Source organism: Kitasatospora sp. NPDC001527, assembly GCF_040298605.1.
Lineage (GTDB): Bacteria > Actinomycetota > Actinomycetes > Streptomycetales > Streptomycetaceae > Kitasatospora.
Window position 1 is genome coordinate 82,445 of the sequence record NZ_JBEPAM010000004.1, and the last position, 19,550, is coordinate 101,994.

The following is a 19,550-nucleotide window of genomic DNA, read 5'->3' on the forward strand; positions in this document are numbered from 1 at the left end:
GGTGCCGTCGGACGCCGGGACCGTCACCCGGTCAGCGCGAGCGCCGCCGTCGCCAGGAGGACGCCGCCGAGGGCCAGCACCGCGCTGGTCGCGGCGACGCCGCGCAGCGGCACCCGCAGGCCCGCCGACCGGCAGCGCTCGTACCAGAGCAGGGTGGCCAGCGAGGCCCACGGCGTCACCAGCGGGCCGACGTTGGTGCCGATCAGCAGGGCCAGCAGCTGGGTGTGGTTGCCCTCCGGCACCGCCGCCTCGCCGGCCAGGTAGACCGGCAGGTTGTTGAGCAGGTTGGACAGCCCCGCGCCGACCGCGGAGGCCCGGAAGAGGCCGAGGGTGCCGCCGTCCGTGCCGATCGCGTCGGCCAGCAGCCGGTGCAGCCCGTGCGCGTCCACCGTCTGCACCACCAGGAACATGCCGGGCACCATCACCAGCAGCCGCCACGGCACCAGCGAGGTCCGCAGCGCCTCCGGGCGGCGCACCGCGAAGGCCGCCACCACCACGGCCGCGGCCGCGCCCGAGGCCGCCCAGAGCGGGACGACCGCCGCCAGACTGGCGGCCAGGAAGCCGGTGCAGGCCAGCGCGCAGACCCGGAACAGCGTCCGGTCCGCGGGGCGGTGCGCCTGCGGCGGCACGTAGACGTCCGCGCCGCGCCGTCCGCGCCGCCAGTAGAAGCCCCACAGGCAGGCCATGGTGACCAGCAGCGCCGCCAGCTGCGGCGCCCACATGGCGCGGGCCAGGCCGGCGGGGGAGAGCGCGACCCGGTCGGCGGCCAGCAGGTTGGTGAGGTTGGAGACCGGCAGCAGCAGGCTCGCCGTGTTGGCCAGCCAGACCGTGGTCATCGCGAGCGGCAGCGGGGCGATGCCCACCCGGCCGGCCAGCGCCAGCATGACCGGGGTGAGCAGCACGGCGGTGGTGTCCAGGTTGAGCACCGTCGTGGTGAGCGCGGCGAAGGCGACGCAGAGCAGGAACAGCGCGGGATAGCTGCCCCGCCCGGCCCGCGCCACCCAGGCCGCCACCACGTCGAACACGCCGGCGGCGCTGGTGAGTTCCGCGAGCACGATCACCGAGCCGAGGAACGCCAGCAGCGGGGCGATCCGTTGGACGGCCGCTCCGGCGGAGTCGGCCGGCAGGAGACCGGTGGCGAGGAAGAGCAGGCCGCAGGCGAGAAGTCCCGCGGCCAGCAGGTCCAGGGGGTGCAGCCGCTTGACAGCGGGCCAGTACGCGAACACGGAGGTCAGGGTCGCACACGAGGCGTTGCCGGTCGAGGCCGCGGTCCGCACGGAGGGCCGGACTCCGGTCACGCGTTCGACGGGCGGCGCCCGAAAACCACCCGGACCCGTTGCGGTGAAAGAGGGTTGAGCATCTCCGGATCGGTCATAAGCTCCTTCCATGGGGGCTCTTGACGCGAGCCCGGGTGGCCCCGGGCCGATCGACTTCTTCATCTCGTACTCGCCTGCCGACGAACGCTGGGCGGCCTGGATCGCCTGGACCCTGGAAGAGGCCGGCTACCGGGCCTTCCTCCAGGCCTGGGACTTCGTGCCCGGCACCAACTTCGTCGACTTCATGGACCGCGGCGTGACCGAGTCCGCCGCCGTCATCGCGCTGCTCTCGCGCAACTACGAACGCTCGCGCTACGGCAGGATGGAGTGGCAGGCGGCGCTGCGCGCCGACCCGGACGCCCCCGAGCGCCGGCTGCTGACCGTCCGCATCGAGGACATCCCGGTGGACGGCCTGCTCGCCACCCTCACCTACATCGACCTCGTCGGCGTCGGCGAGCCCGCCCGCGCCCGCGAGCTGCTGCTCGCCCGGGTCGCCCAGGCGATGGACGGCCGGGCCCGCCCCGAGCTGGTCCCCGGCTACCCGGGCGACGGCCTCCCGGACGGCGCCGTGCAGGCCCGGGGGCCCCTCACCGCGCGGGAGAGCCCCGTCCCCGCCCCGCGCCAGGCCGGCGGCACCGGCCGGTCCGGACGCCGCCGCCCCTCCGTCCAGCCCGAGTACCCGCCCGCCGCCGGGCGCCCCGGCGGCCGCGAGGCGGTCACCGTCCTGCACCTGGCCGGGCCCGCCTTCGGCCAGGGCGCCGACCCGGTCGACCTCCAGGCCGCCATCTGGGGCGACCTCGTCGAACTCGCCGACGCCGGCGCCCCCACGCCCGAACTCGTCGTCGTCACCGGCGACCTCACCGCCACCGGCAGCCCCCGCGAATGCGAGCAGGCGCTCTCCTTCCTCACCGGCATCCGCGCCCTGCTCGGCCTCGAACCGCACCGGGTGGCGCTGCTGCCCGGCGGCCAGGACGTCAGCCAGGCCGCCTCCCGCGCCTACTTCGCCACCTGCGAGGCCGACGAACTGCGCCCCGCCGCGCCGTACTGGCCCAAGTGGCGCCACTACGCCCGGCTGTTCCGGGAGTTCTACCAGGGCCTGGACGTGGTCTTCGACAGCGCCCAGCCCTGGACGCTCTTCCCGGTGCCCGAACTCGGCACCGTCGTCGCCGGGCTCAACTCCTCGATGGCCTGGACCCACCGGCCCGAGGACCGCTACGGCTGGCTCGGCCCCGAACAGGCCGCCTGGTTCGCCCAGGCGCTGCGCCCCTACGAGAACGACGGCTGGCTGCGGATCGGCGCCGTGCGCCACCCGGTCGCCGCCACCGGCCCCGGCCCCCGCTCCGGCAACCTCGCGCCCGCCCGCCCGCGCGGCGACGCCGAACCGCTGCGCGACGGCGACCGCTTCACCCGGCTCACCGCGCCCCGCCTCCACCTGCTGCTGCACGGCCCCGGCGACGGCCGCACCGCCCCGCGCACCCTCACCACCTCGGCCGGCGAACTGCCCGTGCTCGGCGCCGCCGCCCCCGGCGCCCACCAGCTGCTGCGGCTCACCCGCGAGGGCCTCACCCGCTGGCCCGCCCCCACCGCCGAACAGCAGCGGCTCACCGTGCCCTGGCGCCGGGCCCAGCGCGCCTTCCCGGCCCCCGAACCCGCCCCGCAGGCCGGCCCGCCGCAGCTGGACGAGGTCCGCGAACCGGCCGACACCGACCACGAGACCCGCGCGCTCGCCACCCCGGAGGAGGCCCTGCTCGCCCGGGTCGCCGAGGTCTGCCGCACCCGCCACCCGGGCGCCCAGATCCGCCCCGTCGCCGGCACCGCCGGCCAGCTCTTCGTCACCTGGGCCGAGGGCGGCCTGGTCCGCCAGCAGCGGGTCGCCGCCAGCGTCGGCACCCCCACCGAGGAGGAGGTCGAGCGCTTCGCCGAGGCGGTGCACGCCGACGGCGCCACCCTCGACGCCGAACTCGTCCACGACGGCCCGCCGCCCTCGCGCGAACTGCGCGACCGGGCCCGCCGCCGGGGCGTGCGGCTGCGCAGCTTCCTGGAGTTCCAGGGCCTGATCGACCTGCGCGGCCACGTGGCCGCCCAGACCGAACGGCTCGCCACCGACAGCCAGTACCACCCCAACCTCTACCTGCCGCAGCGCTACCGCGACACCGAACGCCCCGGCGCCGAGGAGCGCGACGGCCTGGTCGACGAACTGCTCCGGCTGCTCGACTCCGACCACGGCCGCTTCGTCCTGCTGCTCGGCGACTTCGGCCGCGGCAAGACCTTCGCCCTGCGCGAGCTCGCCCGCCGGCTGCCCGCCGAACTCCCGCACCTGTCACCGCTGTTCATCGAACTCAGCGCACTGGACAAGGCGCACTCGCTGGACGGCCTGGTCGCCGCCCACCTCACCGAGCACGGCATCGACACCCTCGACCTGCGGGCCTTCCGCTACATGCTCCGGCAGGGCCGCGTCGTGCTGCTCTTCGACGGCTTCGACGAACTCGTCAACCGGGTCAGCTACGAACGCGCCGCCGACCACCTCCAGGTACTGCTCGACGCCGCCGTCGACAACGCCAAGATCGTCGTCACCAGCCGCACCCAGCACTTCAGCTCCCACGAGCAGGTGCTCACCGCGCTCGGCGAACGCGTCGGCCTGCTGCCGCAGCGCCGGCTGATCGCCGTCCAGGACTTCACCCCGCACCAGATCCGCGGCTACCTCGGCAACCGCTACGGCGACCAGGAGGCCGCCGACCGCCGGATGCGCCTGCTGGAGGCCATCCCCGACCTGCTCGCCCTGTGCCGCAACCCCCGCCTGCTCAGCTTCGTCGCCGACCTCGACCACGACCGGCTGCGCGCCGTCGCCGGGGCCGGCCGGGCGCTCAGCGCCGCCGGCCTCTACCAGGAGGTCTTCACCTCCTGGCTGCGGTTCGAGGAGCAGCGCGGCCACGGCGGCCCCGGCGCCGCCCCCGGCCTGCACCTCGACCAGCTCTGGCAGGCCGTCACCCTGCTCGCGCTGCGCCTGTGGGAGAGCGGGCGCAGCTCCATCCCGCTGGACGAGATCGTCGACATCGCCGGCGTGCTCAGCGGCCTCACCGAGAACCGGATGCCCACCCCGCAGGTCGCCCACGCCGTCGGCTCCGGCAGCCTGCTGGTCCGCTCCGACGAGGGCATGTTCCACTTCATCCACAGCTCGGTGGCGGAGTGGCTGGTCGCCCGGGCCGCCGCCGAGGCGCTGCGGCAGGGCGACAGCACCCTGCTCGCCCGCGGCCCGCTCAGCCGCCTCGCCGTCGAGTTCCTCTGCGACCTCGCCGACCACCAGCTCTGCCAGCGCTGGGCCCGCTCCGTCCTGGACGCCTCCGAGGCCACCTCCGACGCGGCCCGGCTCAACGCCGTCAAGGTCCTCGACCGGTTGCGCGTGCCCGCCCACACCGACCTGCGCGGCGCCACCCTGGCCGGCGAGGACCTCTCGCACCGCGACCTGTCCGGCGTCGACCTGTTCGGCGCGGACCTGCGCGGCGCCCGGCTGCTCGGCGCCAACCTCGCCGGCGCCGACCTGCGCGGCGCCCGGCTCGCCGACGCCCGCCTGGACTCCGCCGACCTCAGCGGCGCCGACCTGCGCTTCGCCGACCTGCACGGCGCCCGGCTGATCCGCACCGACCTGCGCGGCGCCCGCCTGCGCGGCAGCCGCTGGCAGCGGGCCGCGCTGATCTCCGCCGTCACCGACGAGGAGGTGCTGGCCGCCCCCGAACTGCGTGCCGCCGCCATAGCCCCCGGCCTGCCCGTCGAGGCCGGCTTCAGCCCCTCCGAGGTCGGGGTCCCCTACGGCTTCGACGTGCGCTCCACCCGGCTGCCCGAACCCGTCGCCTTCAGCCGCGACGGCCACCTGCTCGCGGTCGGCTCCGAGGACGGCAGCGTGCTGGTCTGCGACGCCGTCACCGGCGTCGCCCTGCGCACCCTCAAGGACCACATCGGCCGCGTCTACGTCGTCAAGTTCGCCGGCGACGTGCTCGCCACCGGCAGCGCCGACGGCACCGTACGGCTCTGGGACCCGGTCTCCGGCGAGTGCCGCCACCGCCTGGACGTCCACCCCGGCGGCGTCTGGCCGGTCTCGCTCGCCCCCGACGGCACCCTGGTCGCCACCGGCGACCTCAACGGCGTCGTCACCCTCTGGGACACCGCCACCGGCGAGCCGCTGCACCGCCTGCCCGGCCACGCCGCGCCCGTCTACACCGCCGTGTTCAACCCCGACGGCACCGTGCTGGTCACCGGCGACCAGGGCGGCGGCGCCCGCCTGTGGTCCACCGTCAACGGCCGCCGGCTCGCCGTCCTGCCCGGCCACCGCGGCACCGTCTACCGCTCCGCGTTCAGCCCGGACGGCACCCTGGTGGCCACCGCCGACGGCGGACCGGACGACGGCACCGGCGGCACCGTGCGGATCTGGGAGGTGGCCGGGCGCCGGCTGCGCCACAGCATGCCCGGCCACGCCGGACGGATCTACACCCTCGCCTTCCACCCCGACGGCGACCTGCTCGCCAGCGGCGACACCGAGGGCCAGATCCGGTTCTGGAACCCCCTCGACGGCACCGTCGCCGGCCGGGCCGAGGACTCCACCGGAAAGATCTACCAGGTCACCTTCGACGAGGCCGGCACCCGGTTCGCGGCCAGCGACAGCGACGGCGGGGTCCGGGTCTGGCGGGTCGGCGCCCCCGAGAGCGCGGCCGCCTCGGGCGCCGCCGGGCCGCGCGAGGTGGTGCCGCTGCGCCGCCAGCCGCCCGAGCACCGCGGCTCGGTCTGGGCCTGCCGGTTCCGGCCGGGCTCGGGGCGCGGCGGCGCGGAGAACGACCCGCTGCTCGTCACCGGCGGCAACGACGGCCGGGTCCGGCTCTGGGACCCGCCCAGCGGCCGCAGCCGGCAACTGCTGCGCGGCCACGGCCGGCGGATCGGATCGCTCACCTTCAGCGGCGACGGCACCCTGCTCGCGGCCGGCGGCAACGACGGCGCGATCCGGGTCTGGGACCCGGCCACCGGCCGGCGCCTGCGCGAACTCTCCGGCCGCAGCAGCCGGCTGGTCTCCGCCGTGTTCAGCCCGGAGGAGGCCGTGCTGGCCACCGCCACCAACGACGGCGACCTGTGCCTGTGGAACGCCCGCACCGGCGAGTACCTGCGCGAGATGGACGTCGAGACCGAGCACGTCTGGGCGGAGGCCTTCAGCGCCGACGGCGTCCTCGTCGCCACCGCCAACGACGACGACACCGTCCGCATCTGGTACCGGCGCACCGGCGCCCACCTCACCACGCTGCGCGAGCACCGCGGCCGGGTCCGCTCCATCGCCTTCAGCCCCGACGGGCGGCAGCTGCTCACCGGGTGCGACGACACCACGGTGCGGATCTCCGACATCGCGACCGGCCGGGTCGAGGCCGAACTCGACGGCCACACCGACCGGGTGTACGCCGTCGCGCCGTCCGTGCACAGCGACTGGCTGGCCAGCGCCTCCTGGGACGGCACCGCGCTGATCTGGGCCGACCGCGCCGTCCGCCACCGCCTCACCGGTCACGTCGGCCGGCTGTGGACGGCCGCCGCGCACCCGCACCGCCCGCTGCTCGCCACCGCCGGGGACGACCGCGTGGTCCGGATCTGGGACCCGCTCAGCGGCGCCGAACTGGCCGGCCTGCGCGGCCACACCGGCCGGATCCTCGCCGTCACCTTCAGCCCGGACGGTTCGCTGCTGGCCAGCGGCGGCGAGGACGGCACCGTCCGGCTCTGGCGCGTCCCCGCCGACGGCCGCCCCACCGCCCTCGCCACCCTGCTCGGCGCCCCCGACGGCTGGGCCGCCCTGCTGCCCTCCGGCGCCTACAAGTGCGAGGGCGACGTGGCCGGCGAGTTCTGGCACGCCGTCGGCATGTGCCGCTTCGAACCCGGCGAACTCGACACCCACCTCCCCGGTGTCCACCGCCTCGCCCCGGAGGAGGAGTTGTAGCCGCGGGCGACGGCGAAGGGCCCCGCCGGGCGAACCGGCGGGGCCCTTGGTGGTGCGGGGTCCGTTACTGGTACTGGACGGAGAGGGTGGTTCCGGTGAAGCTCTGCTGGGCGGCGAGGCTGAAGTAGACCCAGCCGGACGGCGGGTTGGTGATGGTCAGCGTCTCGCCGTTGCCGGCGTTGGTGGACTTGGCCAGGGCGTTGGTGGTGGTGGCCCAGTTGGAGCCGCCGTAGTAGAGGTCGGCGTTGCCGGTGCCACCGCTGCTGGTGATGGTCAGCGTCTTGACGCCGGCCGGCAGGTTGATGAAGTGGTAGCTGTAGTTGCCGGTGACGGCGGCCAGGTTGTCACGGCGGCAGTTGTTGTCGAACTGGCGGGTGTCGGGGATGGTGCAGAGCGGGGTGGTCGGGGTGACCGGACCGGTGGGGGCCTCCGGCAGCGGGCCGCAGTCGGTGGCGGCGCACTTGGTCAGCCAGGCGTCGAAGCCGGCGTCGTAGCGGGTGCCGATGGTCTGCTTCAGGATGGTGCGGGCGCCGTTGAAGTCGCCGGCACGGTACTTGGTGAGCACCGCGTCGATGTCGGAGCGGTGCTCCTGGAGCATGTAGCGCACGGCCAGCCAGCCCCAGCGGTAGACCCGGTTGGAGTTCTCGTCGGCGTCGGCGGTCTGGCCGTAGACGGTGTCGAACAGCTCGCTGAGCTTGTAGGTCTTCTTGCCGGCCTCGGTGATCGCGTCGGCGTTGCGCTCGTTGCGGTAGCCGTAGGAGATGTTCTCCGCGATGCCCTCGACCCACCAGATGGTCGGGGTGGTCTGGCTGGCCTCGAAGTCGCCGCCCATGTTGTAGCGGCCGTCGAGGTAGTGGGTGTACTCGTGGTTGAGGTTCCAGATCGAGAACGAGGGCCGCAGCCAGGACGCCTCGTGGGCGATGAAGCGGGCCTGGTTGCCCGCCTTGCTCGGGTCGCCCTCCTCGTACATGCCGCCGTTGTCGACGTCGATGTCGTAGAAGGCCCAGGCGTACAGCGAGTACTGGTCGTAGTCGTCGAAGGCGACGACCTCCAGGTTGGTGTTCACGTCGCCGGGGATGGCGCCCTTGTCACCGATGATCTTGTGGAAGTAGGCGTCCTGGTTGATCAGGCTGGTGCAGGTGGCGTCCAGCTGACCGGGGGACATGTCCTGGGCCTTGATCTTCAGGCCGTCGTTGCAGACCCGCTGGATCGGCAGGATCACCGGCATGAGGCGGGTGCTCAGGTCGCAGATGCCGTAGGCCGCGCAGTTGCCCTTGTCGAACTGGCGGGTGGCCCAGCCCAGGTTCATGGTGATCGGGGCGGTCGGGCCGACGTTCGGGTAGCGGTTGATCAGGTCCTTCAGGACCGGCCGCAGCGCGGGCTTGAGCTCGTCGACCTGCAGGGCGTGGCCGAGGTAGCGGCCGATGTTGCTGACGACGTCCCAGCGGTTCAGCTGCGAGTCGTTGCGGGTGATGAAGCCGGACCAGCTGTTGAGGAGGGAGGGGTCGGCCTTGAGGGCGGCCTTCCAGCCGGCGGCGTCGGTCTTGGACTCGTAGGCGTCCTTGAGGACCCAGTCGAACTCCGACACGGTGTTGGTCATCTGGGTGGGCCAGCTGCCGTTGTAGCTGGAGAGCAGCCACTTGAACACGCCGGCCTCGCGGCCGAGGGTGTCGCTCTGGCCGATCACCTTGACGACCTCGACGAGGAGCGCGCCGTTGGCGTCGGTGACGTCCTTGCCGTGCGCCGAGGCGAAGAAGGCGTCCAGCGCGGCGCCGGTCGCGCCCTTCAGCGTCGGGCCGTAGGCGCCGACCAGGTCCGGGTACTTCCACTGCACGTAGTAGCCGGCGCGCAGGAACAGGACCAGCTGGCCGATGTTGGTGCTGTTGTCGCCCGGGTACGTGGCGGAGGCGTCGCGCAGGGCGTTGGCGACGGTCACCATGTTGGCCTCGCGGAAGGCCTTCACGCTGTCACCGGTGAGGTTGAACAGCGGGTAGGTGCAGTCGACCCGCGGCAGCGCCTTGAGCTGCTGGACCAGCGCGCTGCCCGTGGCGCTGAGCACTCCGGAGAGGTCGGGACAGGGCTCGGCGGCCGCGGCCGAGAAGCCCTTGGCGGCCTTCGCCGGCTGGGTGGCCGGGGCGGCCGGCGGGGCCAGCTCCTCGGCGCTGTCCTGGGCGGAGAGCTTGAAGGGGCTGGTGCTCTTCGCGTCGGGGGACTTGGGCACCGGGATCGACCGCGGCGTCGACGAGGCGGCGCTGCTGCCGGCCGGGGCCGTGGCGGAGCCGGCCGGGGCGGCCTGGCTCTGGGGGGCGAACAGGCCGAGGGCGATGAAGAAGGCGGCACCGAGCGCAGGGAGCCTGCGCGCGTTGGCCGTGGATATCCGGAAGGGACGCATCTGTGGGGGCCTCCGGGGCCGTTCGGGGCCGCGGTATGGGGGGCGCGGCCTCTCGATGTGTGACATGTAAAATGGCACAGGTCACAGTGCGGTGGGAAGACCGGAGATCGAAGAATCGTTCGCCGCAATCGAAACGTTGTCATAGGCCTGACGAATGCGGCCTTTGTCCTGAATTGACCCAGCCTCAACGGCCGGTGCCGATGTCGGCGCCGATGTCGGCGTGGATCTCCGGCGCGACTTGCGGAATATGCAGGAGCCCCTGCTTCGTTCTTGCAACTGATACGCAATAGTGTTGACCCGGCACGATCGTCACCGTTGAACCCGCCGAAAGGGGCCGTGTCCTGATGGGCACCTACTCGCTTCCCGACCTGCCGTACGACTACTCCGCGCTGGAGCGCGCGATGTCCGCGGAAATCCTGGAGCTGCACCACTCCAAGCACCACGCCGCGTACGTCAAGGGCGCCAACGACACCCTGGAGCAGCTGGCCGAGGCGCGTGACAAGGAGCAGTTCGGCGGTCTGGTCGGCCTTCAGAAGACCTTCGCCTTCCACCTCTCCGGCCACGTGCTGCACTCGCTGTTCTGGCAGAACCTCTCCCCGGAGGGCGGCGACCGCCCCGAGGGCGAGCTGGCCGACGCCATCACCGAGCACTTCGGCAGCTTCGAGGCGTTCAAGAAGCAGCTGACCAACGCCACCACCGGCGTGCAGGGCTCGGGCTGGGGCATCCTCTCCTGGGAGCCGCTGGCCGGCCGCCTGATCGTCGAGCAGGTCTACGACCACCACGGCAACGTCGGCCAGGGCACCACCCCGCTGCTGGCCTTCGACGCCTGGGAGCACGCCTACTACCTGCAGTACCGCAACGTCCGCCCGGACTACGTCACCCGCCTGTGGGACGTCGTCAACTGGCAGGACGTCTCGGCCCGCTTCACGGCGGCGAAGAGCGCCTGACCCCGCTGGTTCTGGGGTGAGCCGCCCGCAAACACCTGACCCAGGGCAGGGCAGGTAACGAAGGGCCCCCGAACGGTGCGAACCGTCCGGGGGCCCTTCCGTGCACGTCAGGCAGACCCCTTGCCGTCGATCTCGTCCAGGAACGTGACCTCGAACGATTCGAGGCACCGGCCGCGCTCGGCCAGGAACCGGCGGACATGGGGCTGCCGCTCGTGCTCCTCGAACGCCTCGCGGTCCGCGTACAGCTCGTAGAAGACCCGGACCCGCGGCTCGTCCGGCACGGCGTGATTGACGTAGACGAGAGTCGCGGGCTCCTTGGCGCGGATCCCTTCGAGTGCTTCCCGTGCCAGTTCGTCGAAGGCGTGAGCGGCTGTCGCATCACGGGCCACGAACCGTACAACGAGGCCGAATCCCATGCTCCTCCCCTTCCTCGATCGCTCAGCGCCGGGCCCCGGCGGGCCAGAGCACCTGGACGGGAACACCCAGCCGCCGTGCGTGGGCGACGACGTCCGCCGTCCCGCCGAAGCCCCGGGCGGGCAGTCCGTCCCAGACGGCGATCAGCCGGTCGACCTGGCCGACGAGCAGCTCGCTCCCGGCCATGTGCGCGGCCTCGTCCGACTCCACCCGGCCGGTGCGGTGCTCCTCGGAGGCGTCCCGGAGGAGACGGTCGTAGACCGGGTGGTGCCACTCCGGCAGGCCCTCGCGGTACCGCTGGGCGGGGACGACCACTTCGAGCCGGGCACCCCGGTCGAGCGCGAGCTCGGCGATCCACGCATCCGGCCCGTCCGCGATACAGGACACGACGGTGAGTTCGGACGTGTCTTCGCCCGCCAGCGAGTCGGCCAGCAGCTGTCGGACCTTCTGCTCCAGCTCGGCGTCCAGCCCCCGGTGCCCCGTGATCCCGATCCGCGTCGTGCTCCTTCCTAGAGGTGTACGCCGTGCAGCCGCTCGTCGAATTCACGAACGGCCTTGGACGGCGAGGACGTGCTGAACGATCTCCGCAGGGAACGGCCTCTTTCGACGATCCGTCCCGAGCGGTACTGGAGGCCGATCTCCAGGGCTTGGCCGCCGAGCGCGAACGCCGCCTCGACCCGCCCCGCGGCCAGGTGGCCCGCCGCCACATCCATGAACAGCAGCGCCCGCTGTTTCGCGTGACCGGTGGCGGCCGGGGAGCGGACGCCCTCGGACGTCCATGTGGCGAGCCCCAACTTGGCGCCGCAGTTGACACGGACCGCGGCGATCTTGGATTCGTCGAAGGTGAACACCGTCCAGCCTCCGGTACGAGGTCGTGGCGAGCCGGAGCCTGTCTGCGGCTCGGTCTCGTCCATGACGTGGTCGACGACGGCGAGAACGGGCGCGGCGACGGCGATCGCCGCCGCCGCGCCCAGGAACTGACGCCTTTCCACGTTCTCGCCTCCCTTCGTCGTCCGCGTCGGCGGGCCGGCCAGGCCCAGCACGGCCGGCGGGATCTCCAGATGTCGTGAGATCCGCAGCAGGACGTCCATGGCGTACGGTCCGCTGCCGCGCTTCTCCAGCCGGGAGACGGCCGACTGCGACAGTCCGCACGCCGCACCCAACTGCAGTTGGGTCAGCCGCCGGTGGATTCGAGCCAGTTCGACGACCTTGCCGTAGTTCCCGGTCCGGGACGCTTCCCGGACCACGACCGAGTTCCAGTTCACCAGCCCACCCGAAGCTACGGGCCCACCCGGGGCCGGCGACGCGCTCCGATGCGGCGCCCGCATACGCGTATGCGGGCGCCGCATCATCGATCGTCCCATACACGTGACCACTTGTTGACTGTCGGTGACAGGCCGCTCTGTTTGACGTGCGGCCTCGCACCGGCAGCATTCCTGCCCCGTCCACGTGGAGGCGTTCATGGTGGTCAGCCCGCTCAGCAGTGCCCGGTTCCCGGTTCCGCTGGAATGGGGGATGCCGCCGGCACCGGAGGCGTTGCCGGCGGCGCGGTGGCTGGTGGGGGCGATCGTGCGGGAGTGGGGTGTGCCGCTCTCGGGCGACGTGTTCAAGGACTTGGAGCTGTGTGCCAGTGAGGTGATCGCCAATGCGCTGCTGCACACCGGGGACCGTTGTGCCGTGACCGTGCTGCGGCGGCCGGGGCGACTGAGAGTCGAGGTGACTGACCGGTGCCCCGTGCTCCCGAGGCGGGAGCGCGGGGCCGAAGAAACGGGCGGGCGTGGGCTGTTGCTCGTGGAGGCGCTGGCCGTTGCGTGGGGCTGGTACCCCGAAGGCCCGGGGAAGGTGGTCTGGTTCGAGGTCCCCGAGCAGGACGAAGCGCCGTGCCCCACGCATGGGTGGGGCACGGCGCTCGGCCTCGTGCTCAGCTCGCCGGTGGCGTGCTGAAGGCGTCCAGGATTCTGTCCGCCGCCAGGGTGGCAGTCATCGTGCCCTCGCGCACCCGCCGTTCCAGCTCCGGGACCAGCCGCCCCACCTCGGGGTGGGCGTGCAGGCGGGCCAGCAGCTGGTCGTGCACCATCGCCCAGGTCCACTCCACCTGCTGGTCGCGCCGCTTGGCGGCCAGCGCGCCGGTCGCGTCCAGCACCTTGCGGTGCTGCTGGAGCCGCTCCCAGACGGTGTCCAGACCGCTGCCGTCGCGCCCCGAGCAGGTCAGCACCGGCGGCGTCCACGGCGCGTCCGGGGCCTGGAGCAGCCGCAGCGCGCCCGCGAGCTCCCGGGCGGCGCCCTTGGCGTCGGTCTCGTGCGGACCGTCCGCCTTGTTGACCGCGATGACGTCGGCGAGCTCCAGCACGCCCTTCTTGATGCCCTGCAGCTGGTCGCCGGTGCGGGCCAGCGACAGCAGCAGGAAGGAGTCCACCATGCCGGCCACCGTGGTCTCCGACTGGCCGACGCCGACCGTCTCCACCAGCACCACGTCGTAGCCCGCCGCCTCCATCACCAGCATCGACTCCCGGGTGGCCTTGGCCACCCCGCCGAGCGTGCCGGAGGTGGGGGAGGGGCGCACGAAGGCGTGCGGGTCGACGGCCAGGCGCTCCATCCGGGTCTTGTCGCCCAGGATCGAGCCGCCGGTGCGGCTGGACGTCGGGTCGACGGCCAGCACCGCGACCTTGTGCCCGAGCCCGGTGAGCATGGTGCCGAAGGCGTCGATGAAGGTCGACTTGCCGACCCCGGGCACCCCCGTGATGCCCACCCGCACCGCCCCGCCCGCGTGCGGCAGCAGCATCGTCAGCAGCTGCTGCGCCAGCGCGCGGTGGTCCGGCCGGATGGACTCGACGAGGGTGATGGCCCGCGCGATGTACGCGCGCGAGCCCTCCCGCACACCCGTCGCGTAGCTGTCGAGGTCGATCGTCCGGGGCGCCATCCGCTCAGCGCCTCAGAGCTCGTGGCCGAGGTCGGCGGCGAGCGACTTCAGCAGGTCGTAGGCGGCCTCCGGGATCACCGTGCCGGGCGGGAAGACCGCCGCGGCGCCCGCCTCGTACAGCGCGTCGAAGTCCTGCGGGGGGATCACCCCGCCGACCACGATGGTGATGTCCTCGCGGCCGGCCGCGGCCAGTTCGGCGCGCAGCGCCGGCACCAGGGTGAGGTGGCCGGCCGCCAGCGAGGAGACGCCGACGATGTGCACGTCCGCCTCGACGGCCTGGCGGGCCACCTCGGCCGGAGTCTGGAACAGCGGGCCGACGTCCACCGTGAAGCCGAGGTCGGCGAAGGCGGTGGCGATCACCTTCTGGCCCCGGTCGTGGCCGTCCTGGCCCATCTTGGCGACCAGGATGCGCGGGCGGCGGCCCTCGGCCTGCTCGAACCGCTCGACCAGGTCCCGGGTGCGCTGCAGGGGGGCCGACGGGCCCGCTTCGTCTCGGTACACACCCGAGATGGTACGGATCTGGCCGGAGTGCCGGCCGTACACCTTCTCCAGGGCGTCCGAGATCTCGCCGACGGTGGCCTTGGCGCGGGCCGCGTTCACCGCCAGGTGCAGCAGGTTGCCGTCCAGCGAACCGCCGCGCTGCGGACCGGCCTCGGCGGCCCGGGTCAGCGCCTCCAGCGCGGAGCGGGTGGCGGCCTCGTCGCGCTCCTCGCGCAGCCGGCGCAGCTTCTCGATCTGGCGGGCGCGCACCGCGGAGTTGTCGACCTTGAGCACCTCGATCTGCTCGTCGCTCTCCACCCGGTACTTGTTGACGCCGATCACCGGCTGGCGGCCGGAGTCGATCCGCGCCTGGGTGCGGGCGGCGGCCTCCTCGACGCGCAGCTTGGGAATGCCCGCGTCGATCGCCTTGGCCATGCCGCCGGCCGCCTCGACCTCCTGGATGTGCTGCCAGGCGCGGTTGGCCAGGTCGTTCGTCAGCTTCTCGACGTACGCCGAGCCGCCCCACGGGTCGATGACCCGGCAGGTGCCGGACTCCTGCTGGAGCAGCAGCTGGGTGTTGCGGGCGATCCGGGCGGAGAAGTCGGTCGGCAGCGCCAGCGCCTCGTCCAGCGCGTTGGTGTGCAGCGACTGGGTGTGGCCCTGGGTGGCGGCCATCGCCTCCACACAGGTGCGGGTGACGTTGTTGAAGACGTCCTGGGCGGTGAGCGACCAGCCCGAGGTCTGCGAATGGGTGCGCAGCGACAGCGACTTGGCGTTCTTCGGGTCGAACTGCTTGACCAGCTTGGCCCAGAGCAGGCGGGCCGCGCGCAGCTTGGCGACCTCCATGAAGAAGTTCATGCCGATCGCCCAGAAGAACGACAGGCGCGGCGCGAACGCGTCCACGTCGAGACCGACGTCCAGGCCGGCCCGCAGGTACTCCACGCCGTCGGCCAGGGTGTAGGCCAGCTCCAGGTCGGCGGTGGCCCCGGCCTCCTGGATGTGGTAGCCGGAGATGGAGATCGAGTTGTACCGGGGCATCTTCTGCGAGGTGTACGCGAAGATGTCCGAGATGATCCGCATCGACGGCTGCGGCGGGTAGATGTAGGTGTTGCGGACCATGAACTCCTTGAGGATGTCGTTCTGGATGGTCCCGGCCAGCTTCTCGGGCGGTACGCCCTGCTCCTCGGCCGCCACGATGTACAGCGCGAGGACGGGCAGCACCGCGCCGTTCATCGTCATCGACACCGACATCCGGTCCAGCGGGATGCCGTCGAACAGCTGGCGCATGTCGTAGATCGAGTCGATCGCCACGCCCGCCATGCCGACGTCGCCGGTGACGCGCGGGTGGTCGCTGTCGTAGCCGCGGTGGGTCGGCAGGTCGAAGGCGACCGACAGGCCCTTCTGGCCGGCGGCCAGGTTGCGGCGGTAGAAGGCGTTGGACTCCTCGGCGGTGGAGAAGCCGGCGTACTGGCGCACCGTCCACGGCTGGTTGACGTACATCGTCGGGTACGGGCCGCGCAGGTAGGGGGCGATGCCCGGGTAGGTGCCCAGGAAGTCCAGGCCCGCGAGGTCCTCCGGGGTGTACAGCGGCTTGACGCCGATGCCCTCGGGGGTGTCCCAGAGCTGCTCCTCGACGTCCTTGCCGGTGGCCTGCCGCCAGGCGGCGCGCCACTGGCCGTCGGTGACGTCGGCGGGGGAGTCCCCGTCCAGCCCGATCGAGGTGAAGTCGGGGATCATCGGGCCACTCCGATCGCGTCGGGCGCGTCGACCGGCGCGGGCGCGCCGGGCCGGTCGGGCAGGTCGGGCTGGTCGGGCTGGTCGGGCAGGTCGAGCAGGGAAGTCAGGACGGCGACCGCGTCGCCGCCCGCGAACACGAACCCGTCCACGCCCGCCGGCGGCGTCGCGCCCGGCCGGCCGGCCAGCAGCACCCGGCTGGCACCGGCCGCCCGGAGCGCGGCGGCGACCGCCTCGGCGTGCTCGCCGTACAGCGCGTCGCTGGAGCAGAGGCAGGCCACCGCGGCGCCGCTCGCGGCGAACGCCCCGGCGAAGGCCGCCGGGTCGGTGCCCTCGTGCGCGGTGGTGGCGATGCCGCCGGCCTGGAACAGGTTGGCGGCGAAGGTGGTGCGCGCGGTGTGCGCGGCGGCGGTGCCGATCGACGCCAGGAACAGCCGCGGCCGGGCGCCGGTGGCCGCGAGCCGCGCGTCCGAGCGGTCGCGCAGCGCCTCGAAGGCCTCGGCGCGGCGCACCGTCGGCAGCCCGCCGCCCGGAGCGGCCGGGGCCGGCTCGCGGACCAGCGCCTGCTCGCCGAGGTTCGGGAACTCGCTGACGCCGGTGACCGGTTCGCGCCGCTTGGCGAGCCGCACCGAGCGCTCCGCCCAGGTCGCGGCGATCCGCTCGCCGACCAGGCCCGACTCCAGCGCGGCGCGCTGGCCGCCGGCCCGCTCGATCTCCTGGAACCACGCCCAGGCGGCGTGCGCCAGTTCGTCGGTCAGTCGCTCCACGTACCAGGAGCCGCCGGCCGGGTCGACCACCCGGGCCAGGTGCGACTCCTCCAGCAGGATCGCCTGGGTGTTGCGGGCGATCCGGCGGGCGAAGGCGTCCGGCAGGCCGAGCGCCGCGTCGAACGGCAGCACGGTCACCGCGTCCGCCCCGCCGACCCCGGCGGCCAGGCAGGCGATCGTGGTGCGGAGCATGTTCACCCACGGGTCGCGGGCGGTCATCATCACCGCGGAGGTGACGGCGTGCTGACGCTGCGCCGAGGCGGCCGGGGAGGCGCCGCAGGCCTCGGCCACCCGGGCCCACAGGCGGCGCGCGGCACGGAACTTGGCGATCGTCAGGAACTGGTCGGCGTCCGCGGCGTAGCGGAACTCCAGCTGGCCGAGCGCGGCGTCCACCGACAGCCCGGCGTCGGTCAGCGCGCGCAGGTAGGCGACGCCGGTGGCCAGCGAGGCGCCCAGCTCCTGCGCGGGCGAGGCGCCCGCCTCGTGGTACGGCAGCGCGTCGACGGCCAGCGCCCGCAGGCCGGGGAAGCCCTCGGCGCAGCGGGTGGCGAGCGCGGCGGCCCCGGCGAGCAGCGCGTCGGTGCGCGCGGCGTCGCCGGTGCGGGCCTGCAGGCCCAGCGGGTCGGCGCCCAGGGTGCCGGCGGCGGAGCCCGGGGAGACCTCGCGCTCCTGGTACAGCTCGAACAACCGGTCGGCGGCCTCGGGGAATTCGGCGCCCGCGTCGAGCACCACCCCGGCCAGGTCCAGGTAGACGCCGGTGAGCGCCTCGCCCAGGGCGGTGACCGGCAGGCCGGCGCCGCCCAGCTGCAGCCAGAGCGAGCCGCCGCCGTGCTCCAGGTCGGCCAGCACCGCCTCGTTGGTGCGCCGGGGATCGGGGTCGCCGTGCCGCTGGCGGACGTCCCAGCCCGCGACCGCGGCGCCCTGCGGGCGGGCGCCGCGGACGAACGGCGGGAAGCCGGGGAAGCCCGGGCCGGCCGGGGCGTCCTCGGCGGTGTACAGCGGGCGGGCGCGCAGCCCGTCCTGGAGCGCGGTGCTGAGCGCGTGCTCGGCCGCGGCGCCGTCCTCGGGCTGCGCCCCCGACTTGCGGAGCACACCCTCGACGAGGGTCTGCCACTGCTCGCGGTGGGCGGCCGGGAACTCGGCGGCCAGGGGAAGCCCTTCGGGCGGGACCGTCATGCCCCGCAGGTTAGCGCCCGTTCGCGGCGGTGCAGGAGAGGCGGAGGGTGTGACCTTGCCCTCGCTCTGCACTCTGTTGCACTACCGGTGCCGGGCGGGGGCTGCGGGGTGGGTGCGCGGTGGCTGTGGCGTGGCTGTGGCGTGGCCCGGAAGTGGTCGCGGGGTGGTCGCACAGTGGATGCGGCGTGGTCGTGCGATGGGCGGCTTGCGGAACGGCGGGCATCATCTATTAACTTACTTCGTAGAACGCGGGCGGAGGGTGACGCTCCCCCCGGAATCGCCCCTGCCCGCGTTCCCTCCCCCGCTCCGCCGTGCCCCGCCGTGTCCCGTCCCGCCCCGTTCCACCGTGTCCCGTCCTGTCCCGTCCTGCCCCGAGGAGTCAGCCGTCATGGGAAAGCGCCGCAAGCCCAGCCCGCCGAGCCGGGCCCGCCTGGCGGTCGTCACCACCGCGATGGCCGGCGGCGTCGTCCTCACCGCGGGCCCCGCCCAGGCCGAGCCGACGCCCGGTCTCGCCGCCGTCAAGGAGCAGGTCGACCAGCTGAACGAGGAGGCCGAGCAGTCGATCGAGCGCTACAACGGCTTCCAGGAGAAGCAGCGGACGCTCCAGGGCGATGCCAACCGGATCCAGGAGAAGGTGGCCCGCGGCCAGGAGGCGATGAACGAACTGCGCACCCAGCTCGGCGGCATCGCGGCCGAGCAGTACCGCAACGGTGGCATCGACCCGTCCGTGCAGCTGATGCTCGACTCCGACCCGGGCGGCTACCTGGCCCGGGCCTCCGCCCAGAACCAGGTCGTCGACTCCCAGGCGGCGCTGCTGCGCCGGGCCCTGGACGAGCAGCGCCGGCTGGACCAGGACCGCGCCGAGGCCACCGCCACCCTCGCCCAGCTGGACGGGGCCGGCACCGCCCTGGCGGCGGAGAAGAAGGCGATCCAGGAGAAGCTGGCCAAGGCGCAGGCGCTGCTCAACAAGCTGAGCGCCGCCGACCGCGCCAAGGTCAACGCCCAGGAGGCCGCCGCCACCCGCGCCTCCCGCTCCGCCGCCGAGCGCCCCGCCTACGCCGGCCCCGCCACCGGGCGGGCCGCCACCATCGTCCAGTTCGCCTACGCCCAGCTCGGCAAGCCCTACGTCTGGGGCGCCACCGGCCCGTCCGGCTACGACTGCTCCGGCCTGACCGGCGCCGCCTACCGCGCGGCGGGCGTCAAGCTCCCGCGCGTCTCGCAGGACCAGTGGAAGGCCGGCGCCCGGATCGCCCGCGCCGACCTGCAGCCGGGCGACCTGGTCTTCTTCTACGCCGACCTGCACCACGTCGGCCTCTACATCGGCGAGGGCAAGATGATCCACGCCCCGCGCACCGGCAAGAACGTCGAGGTCCTGCCCATCGACGCGATGCCCTACGTCGGCGCCGTCCGCCCCTGATCCACGGGCGGACGGCCGTGGCGGG

Annotated in this window: 12 protein-coding genes; 4 read left to right on the forward strand and 8 right to left on the reverse strand. The window is 73.5% G+C overall.

Features of this window, described 5'->3' with window-relative positions:
- Positions 1–23 precede the first annotated feature (23 nt).
- Positions 24–1,226, reverse strand: coding sequence for an ArsB/NhaD family transporter (locus ABT238_RS05730; protein WP_350755640.1), 1,203 nt, complete (start codon positions 1,224–1,226; stop codon positions 24–26).
- Between the two features lie 160 nt (positions 1,227–1,386).
- Here ABT238_RS05730 and ABT238_RS05735 point away from each other — a divergent pair, with 160 nt between their 5' ends.
- Complete coding sequence (locus ABT238_RS05735) at positions 1,387–7,278, forward strand: WD40 domain-containing protein (RefSeq protein ID WP_350755642.1); 5,892 nt, start codon at positions 1,387–1,389, stop codon at positions 7,276–7,278.
- 64 nt (positions 7,279–7,342) lie between these two features.
- On the opposite strand, the gene ABT238_RS05740 is transcribed toward ABT238_RS05735, so the two are convergent.
- Entirely contained in the window at positions 7,343–9,670 is a 2,328-nt protein-coding gene (locus ABT238_RS05740) for a M9 family metallopeptidase (RefSeq protein ID WP_350570885.1), read from the reverse strand.
- Positions 9,671–10,014: 344 nt separating this feature from the next.
- Between ABT238_RS05740 and ABT238_RS05745 the strand changes: the two genes are divergently transcribed.
- Complete coding sequence (locus ABT238_RS05745; RefSeq protein WP_350570883.1) at positions 10,015–10,617, forward strand: superoxide dismutase; 603 nt, start codon at positions 10,015–10,017, stop codon at positions 10,615–10,617.
- Positions 10,618–10,724: 107 nt separating this feature from the next.
- Here the strand turns inward: ABT238_RS05745 and ABT238_RS05750 are convergent, their stop codons facing one another.
- From ABT238_RS05750 to ABT238_RS05760, 3 genes are read right to left on the reverse strand one after another with little or no spacing between them, the layout of a single operon-like run.
- On the reverse strand, positions 10,725–11,033 hold the full coding sequence (locus ABT238_RS05750; protein WP_350755644.1) for a putative quinol monooxygenase: 309 nt from the start codon (positions 11,031–11,033) through the stop codon (positions 10,725–10,727).
- Between the two features lie 22 nt (positions 11,034–11,055).
- A complete protein-coding gene (locus ABT238_RS05755) occupies positions 11,056–11,523 on the reverse strand; it encodes a hypothetical protein (protein WP_350755806.1) in 468 nt (155 codons plus the stop codon).
- Positions 11,524–11,540: 17 nt separating this feature from the next.
- On the reverse strand, positions 11,541–12,296 hold the full coding sequence (locus ABT238_RS05760) for a helix-turn-helix domain-containing protein (protein ID WP_350570880.1): 756 nt from the start codon (positions 12,294–12,296) through the stop codon (positions 11,541–11,543).
- A 196-nt stretch (positions 12,297–12,492) separates the two neighbouring features.
- On the opposite strand from ABT238_RS05760, the gene ABT238_RS05765 reads away from it, so the two are divergent.
- Complete coding sequence (locus ABT238_RS05765; protein WP_350755646.1) at positions 12,493–12,975, forward strand: ATP-binding protein; 483 nt, start codon at positions 12,493–12,495, stop codon at positions 12,973–12,975.
- On the opposite strand, the gene meaB is transcribed toward ABT238_RS05765, so the two are convergent.
- The 3 genes from meaB to ABT238_RS05780 are packed head-to-tail and all read right to left on the reverse strand — an operon-like array spanning position 12,953 to position 18,108.
- A complete protein-coding gene (gene meaB, locus ABT238_RS05770; protein WP_350570876.1) occupies positions 12,953–13,951 on the reverse strand; it encodes a methylmalonyl Co-A mutase-associated GTPase MeaB in 999 nt (332 codons plus the stop codon). The two genes, ABT238_RS05765 and meaB, sit on opposite strands and share 23 nt — an antisense overlap.
- A 12-nt stretch (positions 13,952–13,963) precedes the next feature.
- On the reverse strand, positions 13,964–16,168 hold the full coding sequence (gene scpA, locus ABT238_RS05775; protein ID WP_350570874.1) for a methylmalonyl-CoA mutase: 2,205 nt from the start codon (positions 16,166–16,168) through the stop codon (positions 13,964–13,966).
- Positions 16,165–18,108 (reverse strand): methylmalonyl-CoA mutase subunit beta, encoded by a 1,944-nt coding sequence (locus ABT238_RS05780; protein ID WP_350755648.1) that lies wholly within the window; start codon positions 18,106–18,108, stop codon positions 16,165–16,167. The genes scpA and ABT238_RS05780 overlap by 4 nt, the downstream gene beginning before the upstream one ends.
- A 388-nt stretch (positions 18,109–18,496) precedes the next feature.
- Between ABT238_RS05780 and ABT238_RS05785 the strand changes: the two genes are divergently transcribed.
- Positions 18,497–19,525: a C40 family peptidase gene (locus ABT238_RS05785; RefSeq protein WP_350755650.1), complete on the forward strand. Its 1,029-nt coding sequence runs from the start codon at positions 18,497–18,499 to the stop codon at positions 19,523–19,525.
- Positions 19,526–19,550: the final 25 nt, after the last annotated feature.

What these genes read in the sequence shown, in the direction of transcription:
- ABT238_RS05735 (WP_350755642.1), top strand. Translation starts at nt 1,387, where the DNA reads ATGGGGGCTCTTGACGCGAGCCCGGGTGGCCCCGGGCCGATCGACTTC.
- ABT238_RS05740 (WP_350570885.1), bottom strand. Translation starts at nt 9,670, where the DNA reads ATGCGTCCCTTCCGGATATCCACGGCCAACGCGCGCAGGCTCCCTGCG.
- ABT238_RS05745 (WP_350570883.1), top strand. Translation starts at nt 10,015, where the DNA reads ATGGGCACCTACTCGCTTCCCGACCTGCCGTACGACTACTCCGCGCTG.
- ABT238_RS05750 (WP_350755644.1), bottom strand. Translation starts at nt 11,033, where the DNA reads ATGGGATTCGGCCTCGTTGTACGGTTCGTGGCCCGTGATGCGACAGCC.
- ABT238_RS05765 (WP_350755646.1), top strand. Translation starts at nt 12,493, where the DNA reads ATGGTGGTCAGCCCGCTCAGCAGTGCCCGGTTCCCGGTTCCGCTGGAA.
- meaB (WP_350570876.1), bottom strand. Translation starts at nt 13,951, where the DNA reads ATGGCGCCCCGGACGATCGACCTCGACAGCTACGCGACGGGTGTGCGG.
- scpA (WP_350570874.1), bottom strand. Translation starts at nt 16,168, where the DNA reads ATGATCCCCGACTTCACCTCGATCGGGCTGGACGGGGACTCCCCCGCC.
- ABT238_RS05780 (WP_350755648.1), bottom strand. Translation starts at nt 18,108, where the DNA reads ATGACGGTCCCGCCCGAAGGGCTTCCCCTGGCCGCCGAGTTCCCGGCC.
- ABT238_RS05785 (WP_350755650.1), top strand. Translation starts at nt 18,497, where the DNA reads ATGGGAAAGCGCCGCAAGCCCAGCCCGCCGAGCCGGGCCCGCCTGGCG.